This is a genomic window from Parasphingorhabdus litoris DSM 22379, assembly GCF_020906275.1.
Taxonomy (GTDB): domain Bacteria; phylum Pseudomonadota; class Alphaproteobacteria; order Sphingomonadales; family Sphingomonadaceae; genus Parasphingorhabdus; species Parasphingorhabdus litoris.
Genome location: NZ_CP086727.1, coordinates 3,439,203 through 3,456,665, shown reverse-complemented (window position 1 = coordinate 3,456,665; position 17,463 = coordinate 3,439,203). Strand labels below are relative to the sequence as shown.

Below are 17,463 nucleotides of genomic sequence, written 5' to 3'. Positions count from 1 at the left end.
GGGGCACGTTCGTTTGCAACGTGCTGTAAAGCATAATCTGGTCGGGAGTATCATCATGGCGTATATTTCAACTTTCAAGAGTCGTTTGAAAATGACGGCAAGTCTTTTAACCTTGCCAATTGGTACCGCCATAGTGGCGGCTCCGGCATTTGCTCAAGAGGTGTCCGCCGAAGAAGATGACAGCAATGTCATCATCGTAACCGCTACACGGCGCGCGGAATCAGTGCAGGATATTCCAATCAATATCGCGGCAGTTGGTGGCGACCAAATCGAGGAACAGGGATTTGATGACATTTCCGAACTTGTTGCCTTTGTTCCGGGTATTAACGTTGCCGATCAGGGTGGCCGTGACGGAAACCGTATTGTCGTCCGCGGGCTAAATGCCGATCCAATTGCCAGCGCGTTTGGCCAGGAAGATGGCGGCGGCAGCGTCGCAACCTATGTTGGCGATATTCCGCTATTTGTCGATTTGCGTCTCAACGACCTCCAGCGCGTGGAAGTTTTGCTGGGGCCACAAGGCACGCTTTATGGAGCGGGTACATTGGGTGGTGCTATTCGCTATATTCCTAACAAGCCAGATTTTTCCGGCGTTCAATTTGAGGCACGCGCGGACGCCTATACTTACAAGGAAGGCGACGGGATTAGCAGCGATGTTGGGTTTACATTTAATCTACCATTCTCTGACAACTTCGCCATTCGGGGTTCGTTCGATTATTTGAATGATCAGGGCTTTATCGATTATCCTTTTGTTGTTCGGGAGCCGGGGGTTTCTAATCCGGACCCTGATTTCAACAATGCTGCCGAAAGGGAGGCAAATTTCGACCCCATTGAAGACGCGAATACCGAAGAAATTTTGGGTGGACGGATCGCAGCGCGCTGGCAACCAATAGATGCCATTGATGCTACTCTCACCTATTATTTTCAATTGAGCGAATATGGTGGGCGCAATACCTCTTCCTTCCGCACTACTACCATTCCCTCTGGCCGATATGAGTTCGGCGGTCGGGTTGCAGAACCAAATGAACGTGACACCCAACTTTTGGCATTGGAAGTCACTGCTGATCTTGGATTTGCCGAACTGACCTCTGCGACAGGATATGCGACGGTCAAGGAAAATGGTCAGCGCGATCAGACCGATCTGCTGATCTCGCTTGAATATTCCTACGAGACATTCCCCACATTCACAGCATTTACATTCGAAGATGAAGAAACCGAGGTTTTTAATCAGGAATTACGCCTCGTTTCCAAGGGCGATAGCCCGTTGAGCTGGATCGTTGGGGCATTTTACAACAAGAACAAGTATAACGCACTGTCATCTGAGTTCACGCCTGGTTATGGTGCATTGGTTGGAGCGCGCCCCGATCTGAATGATCTCGAATATTTCGAAGCTGACCGGACCAGGCTTGAAGAATTCGCTGTATTTGGTGAAATTGGATATAATATCACGGACGCTTGGTCGGTCACGGTGGGCGGTCGATATTATGACTATTCTCTCGATACAGCCAACTCCACGGATTTCCCACTTTTCGCGGGGCCTGAATTCAACCCTTATCCACTGTCAGATATTGAAAACCAGCTGACACTCACCCCAAACCAGTCGCGTAACGGCGAGTTGTTCAAAATCAACACGGCTTACAAATTCGGTGACGGAAATACAGTGTACGCAACCTTCAGTCAGGGCTTCCGTGTTGGTGAAACCAATGGCGGACAACCTTGTCCTGATATGTTTATGCCGGGTGGACAAGGTCTGTGTCTGCTCGGGCCGGGACAACAATTCAGTCCTGATCCGAATGACATTTTCCCAGGAAACGAAAGGTTTTTTGAGCCAGACACTGTGAACAGCTACGAAATTGGCGCGAAAACGACCTGGCTCAACGGCGATTTGATTTTGAACGGCGCTTTGTTCTTCATTGACTGGAAAGACCCGCAAATCGCAGCGACGTCGATCAATGCGGGCACCAGTATAACCGTCAATGGCGTGTCGGCAGAATCCAAGGGATTTGAGCTTTCAGGCAGCTGGCGTGTTACCGATAATTTCAGGCTGAGCGGAAATTTCAGCTACACGGATGCCAAGCTGACTGCTGATGTCCCTGGACTGGTACAAACGATCCAGCCACCAGGGTTTGGTACATCGCTGGAAGCCGGCCAGGATGGAGACCGATTGCCTGGTTCTCCCAAAACACAATATTCAATTTTCGGAGAATACCGCCTGCCGCTCAACAACGGTGCGGACATCATATTTAACGGCAGCTATGCATGGCAAGGCAATGTACTAACCGTAATCGGCGGGCGCGGCGGCAGTTTTACGCTGCCTAGCTATGGCCGTGCAGACATTGCCCTTGGCTATCAAGCGGAAAGATGGTCCATAACGGCATATGCGAACAATCTGTTCAACGACTTCTCGGAATCGAGCGCTTCCAACACGCCGCTCAACAACCAGATGATCCTGACGCACAATGTCCGGCGTTTCCGAACCAATGTTCTGCCACCGCGTTCCATCGGTCTGCGGGCAAAGTTCAAGTTTCAATAGAAATTGGAAATCTGAAATTCAGAGGCGGGGCTGTTCGCAGCCTCGCCTTTTTCATGAGCGAGGGTGCTGTCCAACAGATTTTCTATCCACATGGTTCATCAGGCCTTAAATTCACCAATGTCCGCATTTGGGATAAAGCGGAAACCGTAGGAACGTCGGAAATTGGGGCGCATTGCTGAATGACCGCTCACATCATTTCCGGAAGTTCAAAAACTGGGCCGATGGCAGACGGTCTGGTTCTGACCGCTCTGAGCGCAAAACGAGACTTCAATTTTCCGCATCAATGGCTATGGCAAATTACCATTTCTAGCCCAACTTAGGTAAACCTGTTGTTGCCAATCTTGCCGTACGCTTGATCAACAGGCTGGCTTCTACAAAAGCTACTCATGGTGATGAAATACCTATAAAGGAGCTTACCTTTGATTTTGTTGAACTAGAGGCTTAGTACTCGTCGGCATGAGTCACATTGGTCCCCAAGTAGATTTAGATGATCCGGCTTTTGTTCATGAGACTGCACATCTTTATGGCAAGGTCTATGTTGGGCCTGGCTCCTCCATATGGCCTAACGTAGTGATGCGCGCTGAAATGCATGAAATCAAAATCGGTGCTCGCACCAATATTCAGGACTTCGTGATGGTTCATGTCGGGAGTACCACGCCGACTATCGTTGGTGACGATTGCTCTATCACGCACCATGTCACTTTGCATGGATGCGAGATTGGCGACCAGTGCCTGATCGGAATAAACGCTACGATTATGGATGGAGCCAAAATTGGTGCCAACTCCATTATTGCGGGGCACACTATTGTAAACGAGAATAAGGTCTTCCCAGAAAACTCAATCATTGCCGGGGTTCCGGGAAAAATCATAGGTGAAAATGATAACTCAGACCGCACTATTTTCAATGCCCGTTTCTATGAAACTATCGCTCGCAATTATGCGAAGGGAGCAGAACGGCTGACCCCCGAGCAGTTGGCAGCGCTGCAGAAAAGGGCATCTTCGTCGGATCGCGAGTGATTTGGCGAGCGAACAAACACTGTGGTTGTTTAGATCGCGTGCCCCGGAATTGGACAATCATTGCAAGTCTGAACCGAACAGAGTCTGCATATGCGATGTTTGCCCATTTCGGTTTCGGGCAGATTCGTGAGAACCTTGGAAAGCAAGTCACCCAAAACAAGTCGCTCATCAACAGTAAACCCCTCCAGGGCCGCTTCTAGCGTATCAAGACGGCTGTCCATGAGCTGTTGACGTAGCTTGCTGCCTTTTCGCGTTAGGTGCAGCGCTACTGCCCGGCCATCTGTGGCCTTACGCCGCTCGACAAGACCATCTTCTTCCAACCGGTCAATCACACGTACTGCGCCGGGATGTGAAAGCTCAAGAACCTGCCGAAGAATTTGAACGGACAGACCCGGCACATATCCAATAACGATAATTGCCGCAGCCGTTTCACCGGAGCGGTCAAGGGTCTCTTTCATACCAGAGCTAATCCGGTCGGTAAGAGCCAGAGCAAGCGCTCCAAGCAGATTTGTCGTGCGGTCCATGCCAGCAATGTATGCGCTCCGCATAAAAAATGCAATTGCAGATTGACTAATATGTATGCGTTATGCATATAACTGATCAACCGATAACTATTGGCGCTTGAGGAGAAAACTTATGATCCGACAATTCAACAGCTACGCCACGGTTTCGATGATCGCCGCGCTTGGCATGTTAAGCCCTGTGCGAGCTGAAGCGAGAAACAAAGAACCGGACTATCGAGCAACGGCAATCGAACCAATCAGTGATACGATAATCGTCAGGCAGACGGTCTGGCGCTGCGCTGGTGGCGAATGCGTCGCAAAAAAGTCCAATAGTTCGGCCCGATATATTTGCGTTCGTCTGGCACGTGAAATTGGAAAACTCAAAAGCTTCAGTCATCGCGGCAAGCCATTTAGCGCCGATGCCCTCGCGAACTGCAACAGCAAAATCAGGTGAGCTTTATCAGGCCGCTCATAATTTTTAGGAGTGAAAGAAACGCGCTGATGAAGACAGAAAGAATATATCAACTCGCCCATGGTTTGGGCCTAGCAAAGAGCCGTCAGGATGTAGCTGCTCAGTCAGGTGTCTCCATTTATGGCAAGCGGAAGAATATCTTCAACACAGCACCACAATCAACAGCGCTTTGATGGCTTTGCGTGAGACGGTGATAGGTTCTCAATAGAAGATTATTATTTTGGCCAATGATTCCAAAATCGTACGAGAATCCATTCCTGTCTGGTTGATGTTGGCTGCGCTAACCACCGGCTTCGTCTTAAGTCATGCCTTTAGAACCACAATTGCCATCGCGTCAGATCCTCTGATTGCCGAACTTAGCGTATCGGCGCATGGTATCGGGGCGGTTGCAGGAGCCTTCAATATCGCTTTTGCTGTCGCACAGCCAGTAGTCGGGGTTGCGCTTGATAGATACGGTCCGCGCAACACAGTCGCGGTTGCCTTCGTACTCGCAATTCTTGGCAGTGCGGTTTCGGCAAGTGCAAACGGTGCAATCACGCTCATAGCCGGTGAATGGATGATTGGTTTTGGCTGTGCGCCCTCTCTACTTGCTGCGATGGTATTCATTTCGCGGCGCTACCCTCCCAATCGCTTCGCACTATTGTCGGGCATTGTATTTTCGGCAGGTGGGGCCGGAATGCTTATTACAGGTACTCCGCTTGCTTGGATCGTTGAGACTTGGTCTTGGCGCGCAGGCTTCGTTGCGCTCGGGATCCTCGCAACCCTGAGTTGGATCGCAGTGTTCTGGCTAGTAGAAAAAGAGCCAGCTCCATCTGGCACTGAGCACCAACCCATCAGCGATGCCATTCGTGATCTTCGATCCATTGTGCGCCAACCCTATACGGCAGGAATTTGCTGTCTGGCCGCTACCAGCTATGCTGCGTTCCTCGCTCTGCGCGGATTATGGCTGGGTCCATTATTTTCCGAGCGCCATGCATTCTCTTTAATCGAGGTTGGCCACGTTGCCTTTGTTGTCTCCATTGCTGCGATGCTCGGGCCGCTCGTCTTTGGTTGGCTTGATCCAGGCAATCGCTCGCGGCGCACAGTCATTATCGGATGCAGTGCAGTTTATGCTGCATTCTTCGTGCTGCATGCCTTTGGTGCGAGCGCATTTCTTGACGTAGCTTTGGTTATCTTGAGCTGTTTTTTGTCAGGATACATTACTTTGCAATATGCCGATTTGCGATCCGCATATCCCGCCGACATGACTGGACGCGCACTCAGCGTTTTTACGATGGCCATGTTTGCAGGCGTATCAGGGATGCAATGGGTGAGCGGCCTTGCAGCTTCAATAGCACCTGATCTGCATTTCGACCCAGTAAGCGCAGCATTGTTATTGATCTGCGGAGTGCTTGCCCTAGGCACCCTCGCATTTTGGCTTTTGCCCTGGCCACCAAATTTACGTCACTCTCTCAAAAAAACCCCCAACCCAGAATTAGGTATGGAGATTTAATTATGCCAATCAGTCAGTCAGAAAAAGCCAATGCCTTCGCTGCTTTGCATCAAGGATCGGAAATTTTCGTCATCGCCAATGCTTTTGATGGCTGCTCGGCACGTATGTTGGATGCGCTTGGTTTCAATGCCATTGCTACATCGAGTTGGGTGCAAGCCGCTTTACTCGGCAAAATGGATGGCAATACCACGCGAGAAGAGGCGCTTGCACACGCTGCGCCAATTGTGGGTGCAACAGACCTTCCAGTATCCGCCGATCTAGAAAAAGGTTTTGGTGATACACCAGAAGACGCAGCTGCAACGATACGGGAGGCTGGTGCCGTAGGTCTTGTTGGGGGCTCGATTGAGGATGCCACCGGCGATCCCTCTGCGGCTATTTATGATATCGTCCATGCGGCAGAAAGAGTGGAAGCTGCGGTTGAAGCAGCGCGTGAATTGCCATTCAAATTCACCCTTACGGCGCGAGCTGAGAATTTTGTGCGCGGCGTCGATGATTTCGATGATACCATAGAGCGACTTCAAGCTTTCGAGAAAGCAGGTGCTGATGTATTAATGTCGCCGGGATTGCCAAGTCTCGATGCGGTGCGCCAAGTATGTTCCTGTGTAACAAAACCGGTAAACTTCATGGCGGGTATTCCAGGTCAGTCTTTTTCAAAAGCCGACCTTGCCGCTGCAGGCGTTAAGCGTATCAGCCTCGCAACGTCGCTTTACACCTATGCGATCACGGCAATGCATGAAGCCGCTAAGGAAATACAAGACAAAGGCACGTTCGACTATATTGACCGGACGACTGCTGTAGACTTTAATACCATTCTTAAGGATTGATGCTTTTGGAAACAGTGCAGTTTACTCTTTTCCCGACAGCGGTCGGCGACTGCGGTATCGCATGGCGTGGCGATACGGTCGTTGCCACCTTTTTGCCGGAGAAGACGCCCGCTGCGACAGAAGCCCGCCTATTGAAGCGAACAGGAGCGAAAAAGGGCAAGCCGATAGCGGCTATAGAGCTCGCCATTCAATCGATCTCTGCGCTGCTTGAAGGTGAAAAAGCAGACTTATCATTTATCACCTGCGACTTACATGGGATCGACCCATTCTCAATGAAGGTCTACTCCGTCACTCGGACAATTCCGGTTGGCGAGACGCTTACTTACGGAGATGTTGCCTTGCAGCTTGGCGACAAACTATACGCACAAAGGGTCGGTCAGGCTCTGGGACGTAACCCTTTCCCGATTATTATTCCTTGCCACCGTGTTGTGGGCGCAAACGGCAAGCTTGTCGGTTTTTCAGCGCCCGGCGGAACTGAAACCAAGCTCAAGATGCTCTCAATTGAAGGGGCACAAATTGCCGATCCACCGTCCTTGTTTGATGATCTTCCACTCGCGACTAAGCCGCAGGATTGATTTTCAACAGCTTTTGATCATCTGACGGTTTTTACCATCACCCATTTATGCTTTCCGATCTGCCTTGATCTCTCGAAACCTTGTCGTTCGAACATATGTAAAGCACCATTGAACAGAAAGGCCGACGATGCCTTCCTACCCTCAATATCCTCCGGATAAGCCTCGACAATTCCACCACCAAGCTTTCGAATTTCTTCGATTGCACCTTCAAGCGCAACCGAAGCAACGCCGTTTCCGCGATGTCCCTTGCCAGAGAAAAAACAAGTGATCCGCCAGTCGGGTAATACTGGATCGGTCTTTTGATAGGCACGCTGGTTGTGGATGCGCGGGAGCTCATTTGGCGATCCAAATTGACACCACCCTACGCAATCCTCGCCTTCATATACAAGCGCGGCATGCGCTCGGCCTTGGCGAACAAGACATTCTTTCGCCTTGCGCTTTTCAGCTGCATCTTCTGCACTTGCACCCTTTCCGTGATACCACATACACCAGCACCCACCCCAGACGCCGTTGTTTGCGTCAACTAGTCGCGCGAAGTCCGGCCAAGTTTTTTCGTTGAGCGGTTTGGTCTTAAAGTCGGTCACGAGTCGTTGCTAAGGAGTTGATGATCACTGTTCAATACCGCCTCGCCCTTCTGGTGTGAGCACCGCTGAATCGAAAATCACATGCTCTTCTATCGCCATTCCATCTTTAAGGCGGAAACGATCTACGCCCCGATAGGTACGCCGCTCCCCATGGATCAAGGCCGACGTTTCCCAAGCAATGTATAACATATCTCCATTCCCAGCGCAGTCGAGCGGAGTCACTGTCATGTCCTCCATCGTGGCCAATGTCTCGGTCATCCATTCTGCATAGGTGGTACCGGACATTATTCCTGCGCCAGTGAAATGAATTTTCGCGTCAGGCGCAATCACTTCAGGTACTCGAGCACCTGAAGGTTCGGCCCAGAACGATTTGAAACGCTCATAGAAATCGTGTTGTTCAGAGGTGAGGTTTGTGCCGGTCATGTTGCTCTCCGCAGCGGTTGTTGATTACTGCTCCAGTTTATATGCGCTACGCATATATTGCAATTGAAAAATGTGCGTCGCGCATATAAAATATCGTATTTGTGGTCTCCGCAGCAGATTGCAGGATGGCATAAGAAGCAATTGGTTAGTGAATGTGAGAACCTTGGTAGCTGAACCCGATGGCTGCTTCTCTGTTAAGGATCTCTGTTTCGCTCCATTCCCCAGAGTGCCTAATCACACTGATGAAATTTAGCCCTCTAACGACCGCTTTTGGAATGAAGCGGTCTCGCTAGGAATGTCTGATATTGGGGCGCAAAGCTGCCAAACAAGCTACCCCCGCTTACCTTTCCCGAGCGCACTAAACGTAAAGCGCATACTTCACGTCCTCTCTTTTGAAAATTTATTAGGCCTCGAAATTTTATTTTGGCAGCGCAAATTTCTGTCCCCTTACCGGTCCGGTTCATTGCAGACATCAGCAATATGACCCCCTCCCCCTAAGGCGTCAGTCATCCCTGATGGCAAAGGCATACCACTCAAAACATCGCCGATCGGCCGAGCATCTGATCCTTTTCTTTTTTTGGATCCTTTATGTTCGTGCGACATCGTGCCGAGGGTTTTTAGACACTGTGCCGGGGATTCTTTCCCACGATGTCGGGGGGTGGATTTGTCGACCCCCGACAGCTTGTCCGGGGTGGGCCGAAACTCTTGGGCTTGTCCTCCGAGCATTGGATTGAGATTCAATAGCCAACCCATCACGATCTCTATCAATGGTGGACCGCCTTTCGTCCATCCGCGCAAATGTGCCTCTAACGCGGCTCGTTCTGGTTTCGCACACCATTTTCCGTCTGGATGGACCGCGTGAATGTTGATCACTCCTTGGATCCGCAAGATGCTGACGTGACCGGCCTCAACCAGGCAGGGAAGGGCGCGTTCAACAGTCTTCGTGCTGTATTCGCTCTGCTGAGCCATAAACCCATTTCCGATCCAAGTGACCGGAGAGTCATCGCGTGCTGCAAACGCGAGTTGGTTCAAGACAGCTTTGTTTGCAGGCGACCCTGTGGCAACCTTATTTGACATTTGAATCAGCTTCCAGCCCATCGTGGCGTCTCGATTCAAGTTAGCTATCTAAACTCACTGGGCTTCCCGAAGGTTTTCAACCCATTTTTCTGCATCTTCACGCGCTACTCTGGTTGCTTTGCCGATCTTTAGGATCGGGATTCGACCTTGCTTAACCTCCGCATAAAATGTGGTTCTCCCAATCCCATAGAGGTAGCAGAATTGGCGGACGGTAAGTAGTTTCTTGGTCACAGAAAGGCTCCGGGTTGCGAGCCTTGGATGATGGCGGCTCGTTAGCCGTTCTCTTGAATACGCATGAATCCGATTGCTTCAACCAAACGACGGAGAAAGAAACAGTGTTCTATTTCCCGCGATTCTTTCTCACTGACTCTTCCCACTCAGCGTATTCGGCAATGGCTTTAGCTTCACCATCATCGATGTAGGCTAGCGCGTTTCGAACGGCCTTGCCGTGATCGGGGTGGCTTGCATCTGGAACTCCGGCAACTTCGAGACACAAACTCAAGAGCCTCCCGATGATCCCTTTGCTGCCAGTTGGCATAACGTTTAGGTCATCGACTATCCCAACCGCCGCACAAACGAGAATAAGGCTTTCAACAAGACTGGTGTAAAGCTGAGGCTGACCAGCATTTTTTTGAGGCCGCAGGTCTTCTGCCTCTTGGGCTATTCGCTCCAAGATTGAAATGTAGTTTCGCAGTTCTGGGTGGATGTGCTCGTGCGATTGCCGTGCATCGATCTGCGGGTGGCCATACGCTTCCAACAGCGAAGCAAACTGTTCTTGTTGCCACGGAACAAGTTTTCCAATCGCATCGATCACTGATCTTGCGCTTTTGGCGACGGAATCAAACTGTGACTTATCGCCAAGCTGAGAGATGAGTTCTCCCTTCCAATCGCGAAGGTCTGTCCGCTGGGCCATATTGGCAAATCTTTCCTGTCGAGCTTTTTCAGACTTTTCTTGAAAACGATCAATCGCTTCTGCGATCAAATCTAGCTTAGGCTCCAGCCGCTCATCTATCGCAAGAAAAGCACGTGTCTCTTTTTGGGTTAGCTCAAAGCGGGCTGATAGTGATTTCGTCATCGCCCCGATGCATACATCAGCTGGCGCATATTGGCCTAATAGATTGAAGCGATTCAGCACTTCGTATCGAACAGGCGAGCAGGAAATTGGCGGAAATCCAATATTGAGATGCCCAATGGTAGAATCTCATTCAATCAAGTCTGCCGTGCGAGAGTAGCGATTGAGTTGTTGTCGGAATAAAGTCGGGCTGCCACGACCGCTTTCCCAAATAGCTTCCGTACATTGCACGGTTTTCAAATGTTTAAACCCTATGTCGGCGGCAATCAATGCAGCTATGATCTCAGGAAAACTTATAATCACCCCTCTTTCAAAACAGATTGTTTGTTTATGTTTCTGACTAATTGACCAGAAAATCGAGTGAAGCACTATAGAATATGGAAAGCCCCCAATCCTTCTTTCTAGAATTTCCTAGTAAATCTCTTCCACCCCAATTTCCCTGAACCCTGATACCGCTGGTACCGAGCCCTTTGTCATTCGCGGACACATAAAGAGGAAGGTCAAGTGACTTCAAGCCATCATCAAACCGATATTCAAACTTGGGTGCGAAGCCGACCAAATCGACAACCGGGAAATTCCTGAAAATCAATCTTCCTTCCAGCCCCCCTGAAAATCCGCTCCGTTTTCTAGGCTTGTCGATGTTTAAGGAATTGCAATCCGCTAATATTATTAAGGGATTTTCAATATTGCAGACGGTGATACCTTTCGCATCTGCAGGAAAATCATATGCGCTCGAGTATTTAACTGATGCAATTCCCATGATGCCTTCGGCGTAAACGCCAATTTTAGGGCGCTTTGATCCATATAGCTTTTTGAATGCAGACCCATATCCTTCTAAAACCCAGTTATCCGTCGATTGTTTGAACGCTTTGTCGGTTGCCGGATCTTTGATCAACGTTGTTGTCCGATCAAACGAACGATTTCCGTCTGCATCAACAGGAAATGTAGCTTGCAAATAGTTGAAATCTCTCGGGGCATATTCAACAGAGACTCCCCACCCCAACTGAGGAATTGGTACTTCATCTGCAGCAGTCCAAAAAAGGTTGATGTACTGTCCTGCCAATTCTTTGTTGATCAGGACTTCTTTTTTCTTGACTGTCTTTGTTTTGAAAATCCAGTTGATCAAGTGATGATCCATACATTTTTGTGTTCCCGGTTTTGCTAATTTCAAAACCTCATGGACGTCTTGATCGGTATATTGCGATACGAAGGACCTGCGTTTCTCCCAGACTTGAGAAGTAACGGCTGGTGCTTTACTTTTTTCACAAGCTTCACGAGCTGAGTTGAGAAACTTTACGGTTCTTATATAGACATCTGGATTGGATTCTTTTTCATAAGCCTGATAATCAAATGCCAATTTAAAAGAAGTTCCGGGCGTAACATCGAACCCATTGTTAAGGTCGATCAACCTGTTTTTTCCACTGCTAATCGGTGTTGAAATTATGCCTGTTATTTTCTTCAGAATCGGCCGTTGATAGTCATTGTCCTTTCCTATTTTGCGGCCCTTAATGCCGTGACTGTATGAAATAGAAGCTTCATCGCCGCCGTTGAAATTTACTGCGCCTCGAAATCCCAAGGCTTGGTTCACGCGCCCAGATATTCCAGAGTAATTGTCTAATTGTTGACTTAGAAGAGTCGCTTCACGCCTAGCTTGCTCGACTTTAGTTCGCGCCACTTCCGAATTGAAATCACACTCTACGATTTTGTTAGGATCAGCAAAGGCAAGATCGAAATCTCGTTTACTCGCCATCCCACAAATACCAACTCGGTTTTTGGTGTCATCTACTTCATTGCTGACTAACGACGCATTATCAACCTGACCAACTTTGTCGTTTTTTTGAGGGAGATCTGCCTTTAGAGCCTCGATAGCTTTCTCAAGAGCTTCTATCCTTTGAGCGACATCTTGATTTTTACTTTCGGATGGTTTTGCAGCCGCTCCTGAACATATTAGAAACGCTGCCGCCAAAATGGAAGAACTGCGCAACAATCCTGCTGCTCGATTGCACCCACCCGTTGGCTTTGATCCTGTGACATTGCACCCCATAAATTTTCCCCTTCAAGTCAAGACAAGCATATTGCGTTGTATTGATATCAATGTTCACTACGGGAAATGTTGGTCGTGAACTCGTGATACAAATCACGGTTTCGAGGCCATATTTGGAACTAGATTGCTTTTTCAAAATGGGGCTAGTTCGATAAATTATGATGCGATGCAGATTCAATAAGTTCATCATTGTTGCGCGAAGACATAGGCACTGTAAGTATAGTCCATTCTACAATGATCACAGTTTATCTAATAGTTGTGGGGGATGATGCAAAATAGCGAGCAAGTATCGGCACTAATGGCTTTCTTGAATTGCACGCCGGAAGTCGCACAAGCGCTGGATGCCGCAATGGCGCCCCAGGCTTTCGACCACAAAGATATTCTTGTGCATCAGGGCGACAAAAATTCGCAGATCTGGCTCATTCTTGATGGAAAAGCTCAGCTACAGATAATCGGATATGAAGGCCAAATTACGCTTTTGGCCACCCATGGTCCTGGCGAAATATTGGGCGCATTTCCAGAAGAAACCGAGAGTAATATGGACATAAAAGTTTATGGCAGCCTTACCGCCTTGCAAATCCCTTCTAACGATCTGCATGAATTGCTGCGGACCTATCCTAGTCTTGGTGCCGGCCTATCCAAGATATTGGGTAATCAGTTTAACGCCATATTAGACCGTTTGGCTTCGCATGTAACGTTGACTGCAACCGGCCGTGTTTACCGGGAACTACTGCGGCTAGTCGATGAAAATGATCAAGCATCACCGCCGCCCGTTATTGCGGCGCTCGCTTTGACCGCGCAAACAACTAGAGAGACAGCATCCAGGGCCATTAACGCATTGGTGCGCCGAGGAATAATAGAGCGTGACAAGAGGCGTTTAGAAATTATCTCAAGAGGCCTGTTGGAGTCTTTGGTCGTATAAATATCACATGACTTAGAAGATTCGCCAAAGCGGCTGAGAGCCCCAGACGGTTTTTAACTCACCAATTTCCTCGATCGATTGCGCACAGCCGATCAATGTCAGGGACATTGCGCCGAGTTGATCGGTTATGAGCACGCCGGATTGTGAAACGCTGGCTAAAACCTCCGCTCGGCGCAACAGATTCTGAGAAGGAAGGCCAGTATCCATGATATCGTACACCATCGCTACCCGCACTTCTTCCTGTTTGGACTGAGCGATCAACATCCCCAGATCATAAGCTTGATTTTGATCGTTAGACGCAAACCAATGTCCCTTTCCTTGGGAGTGCAAGGTTAGGTTATACCCTAGTAGCCGCATGATCTCGGCAGAATCACTGTTACTAATCCAAATCAATGTACCCAATGACTGGCTGGTTTGCTCAGGCTCAAACTCGCCGACTGACGTTCGTTTTCTTTTGCCTTCAATGACAATCAATTCCTTTCCGGAATCTCCCCATAACGTCAGTTGCGACGGCAACTTTTCGCTGGCGCCGGCAATAGTAACAGCTTTAGCCGTGCTTTGAAGGTTGCGCGCATTGCGAACAGCCAGCCCCATCGCCATGCGATCGGCAATTTCCACTGCGAGTTCTAAAGGTGGGTCATCAAGACCCAAAATCTCTATTGTTTCGGCTCGCGCCAATGCTGCATCAAATTTGGTAAGCCATTCATCGCCAAAGGGGCGAACCGACAGATCGCGGAACTGGTCAATCGGGAAGGGGAGAATGACGTGCAATTCTGCTGCGGTTTGATTTTTGTCTGTATGATCCAGAAAGGCTTGCGCGAATAATAGGTCTGATCCAGCGGCGAGGGCGCCATAGGCAAAGCCGGGTTGTTCCTCTTCAATAAAATTGCGGATTGCCCGCAGCGCCCCATTGTCATTTTCTTGTAGCCTGATCATCCCGCTAAAATGAACACTGCAGGGCGGCCGATATCGGTCTAACCAACTGGAATCACGATTTTTTTCGGATAGGATTAGTGCAAATTGGCCGATAGTCGCAGCATGATCTTCCCATGCATGAGGCAACCTGGCAATGCCCTCAGCCAGCGATCGTTGTGCTTGATCTTCAAGGCCCATGAGCAGCAATGCTTCTGCTCGTGTCGCCTCCCGCCAATAGGCGTTTTCGCCTTCGTCAGGGTCACCATCGACCATGGCCAGCACTTGTGCGGCGAGCTCCGCGGAGCGTGCTGGATCATCGCCAAGCAGAGCCAGCGCTGCTGCGTTAATGAGCGGATAGCTGTCAGTGCGGATGTCCGCCGCAGCTACATAAGCTGCAGCGGCTTTTTCATAAAGCCTATGGCGATCCGCACCATCTGCCGCTTTGGCTTGATCTTTAAGCAAGCGGCCTTTTAGCGTCAGCGCTTTTGGATCACTAGTTTCGCGTTCCCAACCCTCCGCCACAAACAAAGCCCAAGCCTGCCCCGGAGATCCGGCACGGGCTAGGGATAGGATTTGGGATAGGGTGGTGGGAATCGTTCTGGTCAATTAGTCGTTGCCACCAGGGTGTCCGATATCACCGCTTCCGGGAAATAATCGAGGGTCCTTTGCATTGATGTCAAACACCTTCGTATAAGGCGTGCCCCTATCGCTTGAAGCCTTCTTTCCGGAGTAGGAGAAAACAGCCAATTGGGACTGCACATCTGGGTTTCCAGAAAATGTACTAACCTCGTGCAACTTTCCACTATCAACATAATACAATCTCAGATTTCCAATTATATCGTTATCGAAATTGGAAAATGGCACGATATTCAGGTCAAAGGAACCTGTGCCTTTTGGTATGTAGAGAACGAATTCTGTATCCGTACCGTTGCATAATATCGATGCTCTTGTCGTGTTCCTTCGACTATCCAGGTTGGGCCTTGGACTTCGAACCGCCCCGGTATGCCCATTGTTCATTATAATTTTCTTAAGACCATCCTTGAATTCGGGCTCTGATAGATAAGGTTCTGGTAGAAAATTCTTGTAATAGATTCCGGCCTTGTCTTCTCTGACCTCAAGATAAATTGTTAGATACGGATTGTAGGCTTCACTTGTCATTCTCTATCTCCTTCAATTTTATCAACTTCTCTGTACGCTCTTTCCAGATCATGTATCTGCTATTGTCAGGGTCAAGCGAGGCCAATTCGTTGGCAATCTTGTACGCTCTCTTTGCATATTCTAATGCTTCTGAATCTCGCTGATGACCCATCAGTAGCTGGGCATAGCTCATTTGTGTTGCGGCCCATTGTTCCTGCCAGCTTCGATTTTCGGGATTACCTTCAACCAGTGATTTGACAAGCCGCAGCTGCTCACCGCGATGAACAAATCCCTTGTCATCCTGGCCATCGGCGAAATAGGCATCTGATAGCCATGCGTGGCGATTAGCGAGGTCGGATATCGCTTGTTTGTCATCCGGCGCAATTTTGATGAGCGTCTTGATATGATCCAATGCCTGAGAGCATTCCTTGAGCGCGGCCTTCGGTTTGTCATCTGCGGCAACAAGCCGGGCACAATCTGCACCATAGCTATAACCAGCATGACGTGCCCAATCGGGCTTCTTTTGGGGTGCCTTCATCAATCTGGAAATGAGTGCTTTGTTTTTGGCTGTTCGTGATTTAGCCTCTTCAAAGTCCTTTCCCCAATAAGCCAGATGGCTAAGCCAATTTTCGCTCTGTGCATGAGTGAAAATACGTTCGTGATTGGATGGATCCTTTGCCAGCAAAGCTTCGGTAACACGGTGCGCTTCGCTGAATTTTTCAAAAGCAGCGTTCATATCTCCCCGTTTTTCATCAATCTCACCCCAGCCGTGCAGATTGCGTGCGCGCAGAGCAAGGCTCTCGGCTGACAGGGTCGATAGATCGCCTTGCGCCTCATAGTAGTCCATCGTTTTTTCATTAACGGCAGTCATGATATCAAGCCGCCCAACACCCTTCAGACTCCCGCGTAGATCGGTCAGCATGAACTCGATCAACGCTTCGGCTTGGGCTTGTTGATGCTGCGCTTCATTGCGCTGTTGGATTGCGTAGTATGTCATTCCAATCATTGTTAGCAGGCCAATTGTGGTAGCGAGCGTGACGGCCATCACGCTACGAAACTGGCGCTGGGCATCGCGTTGAACGAGGGCGTCAAGAGGGACTTCTGCAACCCCCGCAATCAGCTTGAACAACCCTAGTCGCCAGCCATCGCCTTCTTTGCGCAAATCAGCTGCAAGAGGTTCGCCTTCTTGTATCAAGGCTGGCGGGAATGCTTCGTCTGGTTCACCTGCAACCAACGCTGCCAATATCGGGCGATCCGGATGCAACTCGCGAAAAAGTTCAATCTCTTTTGCAACCCAGGGTGAGTTTTTGGCATTGGGTGAGCACAGGACTATGAGTACTTGGGATTGTGCCAAAGCCGCCTTCACCGATTTCGAAAGATCCAGAGCCGCTGGCAAATCCTCCCGGTCGCGGAACAGCTGACCCAATCTGCCGTCTTTGGTACCGCCCGATTGCATGTCGCGCAGCAATTTGGGAAGCTTGTAGGCTTCCATTTTCCGGTGGATTTTTTTTGCAATCGCCGCATCAGAGTGGCTGTAGCTAACAAACGCACGAAATTCCGTACTTTCCAATTCGGATCTAATAACCACCCCTATACGTCATCCTCATTCTTCAATCACTTTGGCCACGAACTTTACTAATAGTCGAAATAATATGACTCAATTTTCGAGTTGTCACGTTTTTTAAACAATAACTTGGGTGTCTCGTGTCAGATGGAATAGTTTGACTCATTTTAATTTTATACCTTGTTTCTTATCCAAGATATCTGAGCGTGATTTCCATCACGGGTGCAAAATAATCATCTCCAATAAAGTCTCGAAACAGACTAAATTTGGTCTGGTATTAGGAGAATTAAACAGACTAAATTAATTGTATCG

Annotated in this window: 18 protein-coding genes; 8 read left to right on the top strand and 10 right to left on the bottom strand. The window is 49.2% G+C overall.

What is annotated here, in order from left to right:
* The first annotated feature begins 55 nt into the window (after nucleotides 1–55).
* Both BS29_RS16675 and BS29_RS16670 read left to right on the top strand, forming a co-directional pair.
* Nucleotides 56–2,530 (top strand): TonB-dependent receptor, encoded by a 2,475-nt coding sequence (locus BS29_RS16675; protein ID WP_229954757.1) that lies wholly within the window; start codon nucleotides 56–58, stop codon nucleotides 2,528–2,530.
* A 456-nt stretch (nucleotides 2,531–2,986) separates the two neighbouring features.
* The gene (locus tag BS29_RS16670; RefSeq protein ID WP_229954756.1) at nucleotides 2,987–3,547 is read left to right on the top strand and encodes a gamma carbonic anhydrase family protein; all 561 of its coding nucleotides are present in this window, start codon (nucleotides 2,987–2,989) and stop codon (nucleotides 3,545–3,547) included.
* Nucleotides 3,548–3,576: 29 nt separating this feature from the next.
* Here the strand turns inward: BS29_RS16670 and BS29_RS16665 are convergent, their stop codons facing one another.
* Entirely contained in the window at nucleotides 3,577–4,071 is a 495-nt protein-coding gene (locus BS29_RS16665) for a MarR family winged helix-turn-helix transcriptional regulator (protein ID WP_229954755.1), read from the bottom strand.
* 112 nt (nucleotides 4,072–4,183) lie between these two features.
* Between BS29_RS16665 and BS29_RS16660 the strand changes: the two genes are divergently transcribed.
* From BS29_RS16660 to BS29_RS16640, 5 genes are read left to right on the top strand one after another with little or no spacing between them, the layout of a single operon-like run.
* Nucleotides 4,184–4,504 (top strand): CC_3452 family protein, encoded by a 321-nt coding sequence (locus BS29_RS16660; protein WP_229954754.1) that lies wholly within the window; start codon nucleotides 4,184–4,186, stop codon nucleotides 4,502–4,504.
* Between the two features lie 47 nt (nucleotides 4,505–4,551).
* The gene (locus BS29_RS16655; protein WP_229954753.1) at nucleotides 4,552–4,695 is read left to right on the top strand and encodes a hypothetical protein; all 144 of its coding nucleotides are present in this window, start codon (nucleotides 4,552–4,554) and stop codon (nucleotides 4,693–4,695) included.
* A 47-nt stretch (nucleotides 4,696–4,742) separates the two neighbouring features.
* Complete coding sequence (locus BS29_RS16650; RefSeq protein WP_229954752.1) at nucleotides 4,743–6,014, top strand: MFS transporter; 1,272 nt, start codon at nucleotides 4,743–4,745, stop codon at nucleotides 6,012–6,014.
* A 2-nt stretch (nucleotides 6,015–6,016) separates the two neighbouring features.
* Entirely contained in the window at nucleotides 6,017–6,838 is an 822-nt protein-coding gene (locus BS29_RS16645) for an isocitrate lyase/PEP mutase family protein (protein ID WP_229954751.1), read from the top strand.
* A complete protein-coding gene (locus tag BS29_RS16640; RefSeq protein ID WP_229954750.1) occupies nucleotides 6,838–7,413 on the top strand; it encodes a methylated-DNA--[protein]-cysteine S-methyltransferase in 576 nt (191 codons plus the stop codon). Before BS29_RS16645 ends, BS29_RS16640 begins: the two co-directional genes overlap by 1 nt.
* 17 nt (nucleotides 7,414–7,430) lie before the next feature.
* On the opposite strand, the gene BS29_RS16635 is transcribed toward BS29_RS16640, so the two are convergent.
* From BS29_RS16635 to BS29_RS16615, 6 genes are all read right to left on the bottom strand, one after another.
* Nucleotides 7,431–7,997: a hypothetical protein gene (locus BS29_RS16635; RefSeq protein ID WP_229954749.1), complete on the bottom strand. Its 567-nt coding sequence runs from the start codon at nucleotides 7,995–7,997 to the stop codon at nucleotides 7,431–7,433.
* Nucleotides 7,998–8,021: 24 nt separating this feature from the next.
* The gene (locus BS29_RS16630) at nucleotides 8,022–8,420 is read right to left on the bottom strand and encodes a nuclear transport factor 2 family protein (protein ID WP_229954748.1); all 399 of its coding nucleotides are present in this window, start codon (nucleotides 8,418–8,420) and stop codon (nucleotides 8,022–8,024) included.
* A gap of 447 nt (nucleotides 8,421–8,867) precedes the next feature.
* Nucleotides 8,868–9,518 carry a hypothetical protein gene (locus tag BS29_RS16625; protein ID WP_229954747.1) on the bottom strand — a complete coding sequence of 217 codons (651 nt, stop codon included), beginning with the start codon at nucleotides 9,516–9,518 and terminating at the stop codon, nucleotides 8,868–8,870.
* A gap of 33 nt (nucleotides 9,519–9,551) precedes the next feature.
* Nucleotides 9,552–9,728, bottom strand: a complete 177-nt coding sequence (locus BS29_RS17620) for a helix-turn-helix transcriptional regulator (protein ID WP_407673723.1) — start codon at nucleotides 9,726–9,728, stop codon at nucleotides 9,552–9,554.
* Nucleotides 9,729–9,837: 109 nt separating this feature from the next.
* Nucleotides 9,838–10,632 carry a hypothetical protein gene (locus BS29_RS16620; RefSeq protein ID WP_229954746.1) on the bottom strand — a complete coding sequence of 265 codons (795 nt, stop codon included), beginning with the start codon at nucleotides 10,630–10,632 and terminating at the stop codon, nucleotides 9,838–9,840.
* Nucleotides 10,633–10,909: 277 nt separating this feature from the next.
* Nucleotides 10,910–12,613 (bottom strand): hypothetical protein, encoded by a 1,704-nt coding sequence (locus BS29_RS16615; protein WP_229954745.1) that lies wholly within the window; start codon nucleotides 12,611–12,613, stop codon nucleotides 10,910–10,912.
* A gap of 298 nt (nucleotides 12,614–12,911) precedes the next feature.
* On the opposite strand from BS29_RS16615, the gene BS29_RS16610 reads away from it, so the two are divergent.
* On the top strand, nucleotides 12,912–13,535 hold the full coding sequence (locus BS29_RS16610) for a Crp/Fnr family transcriptional regulator (protein WP_229954744.1): 624 nt from the start codon (nucleotides 12,912–12,914) through the stop codon (nucleotides 13,533–13,535).
* 12 nt (nucleotides 13,536–13,547) lie between these two features.
* On the opposite strand, the gene BS29_RS16605 is transcribed toward BS29_RS16610, so the two are convergent.
* Genes BS29_RS16605 through BS29_RS16595 form a run of 3 tightly spaced genes read right to left on the bottom strand, consistent with a single transcriptional unit; the run spans nucleotide 13,548 to nucleotide 17,175 of the window.
* Nucleotides 13,548–15,056 (bottom strand): tetratricopeptide repeat-containing protein, encoded by a 1,509-nt coding sequence (locus BS29_RS16605; protein WP_229954743.1) that lies wholly within the window; start codon nucleotides 15,054–15,056, stop codon nucleotides 13,548–13,550.
* Nucleotides 15,057–15,608, bottom strand: coding sequence for a hypothetical protein (locus BS29_RS16600; protein WP_229954742.1), 552 nt, complete (start codon nucleotides 15,606–15,608; stop codon nucleotides 15,057–15,059).
* A complete protein-coding gene (locus BS29_RS16595) occupies nucleotides 15,598–17,175 on the bottom strand; it encodes a toll/interleukin-1 receptor domain-containing protein (RefSeq protein WP_229954741.1) in 1,578 nt (525 codons plus the stop codon). The genes BS29_RS16600 and BS29_RS16595 overlap by 11 nt, the downstream gene beginning before the upstream one ends.
* Nucleotides 17,176–17,463: the final 288 nt, after the last annotated feature.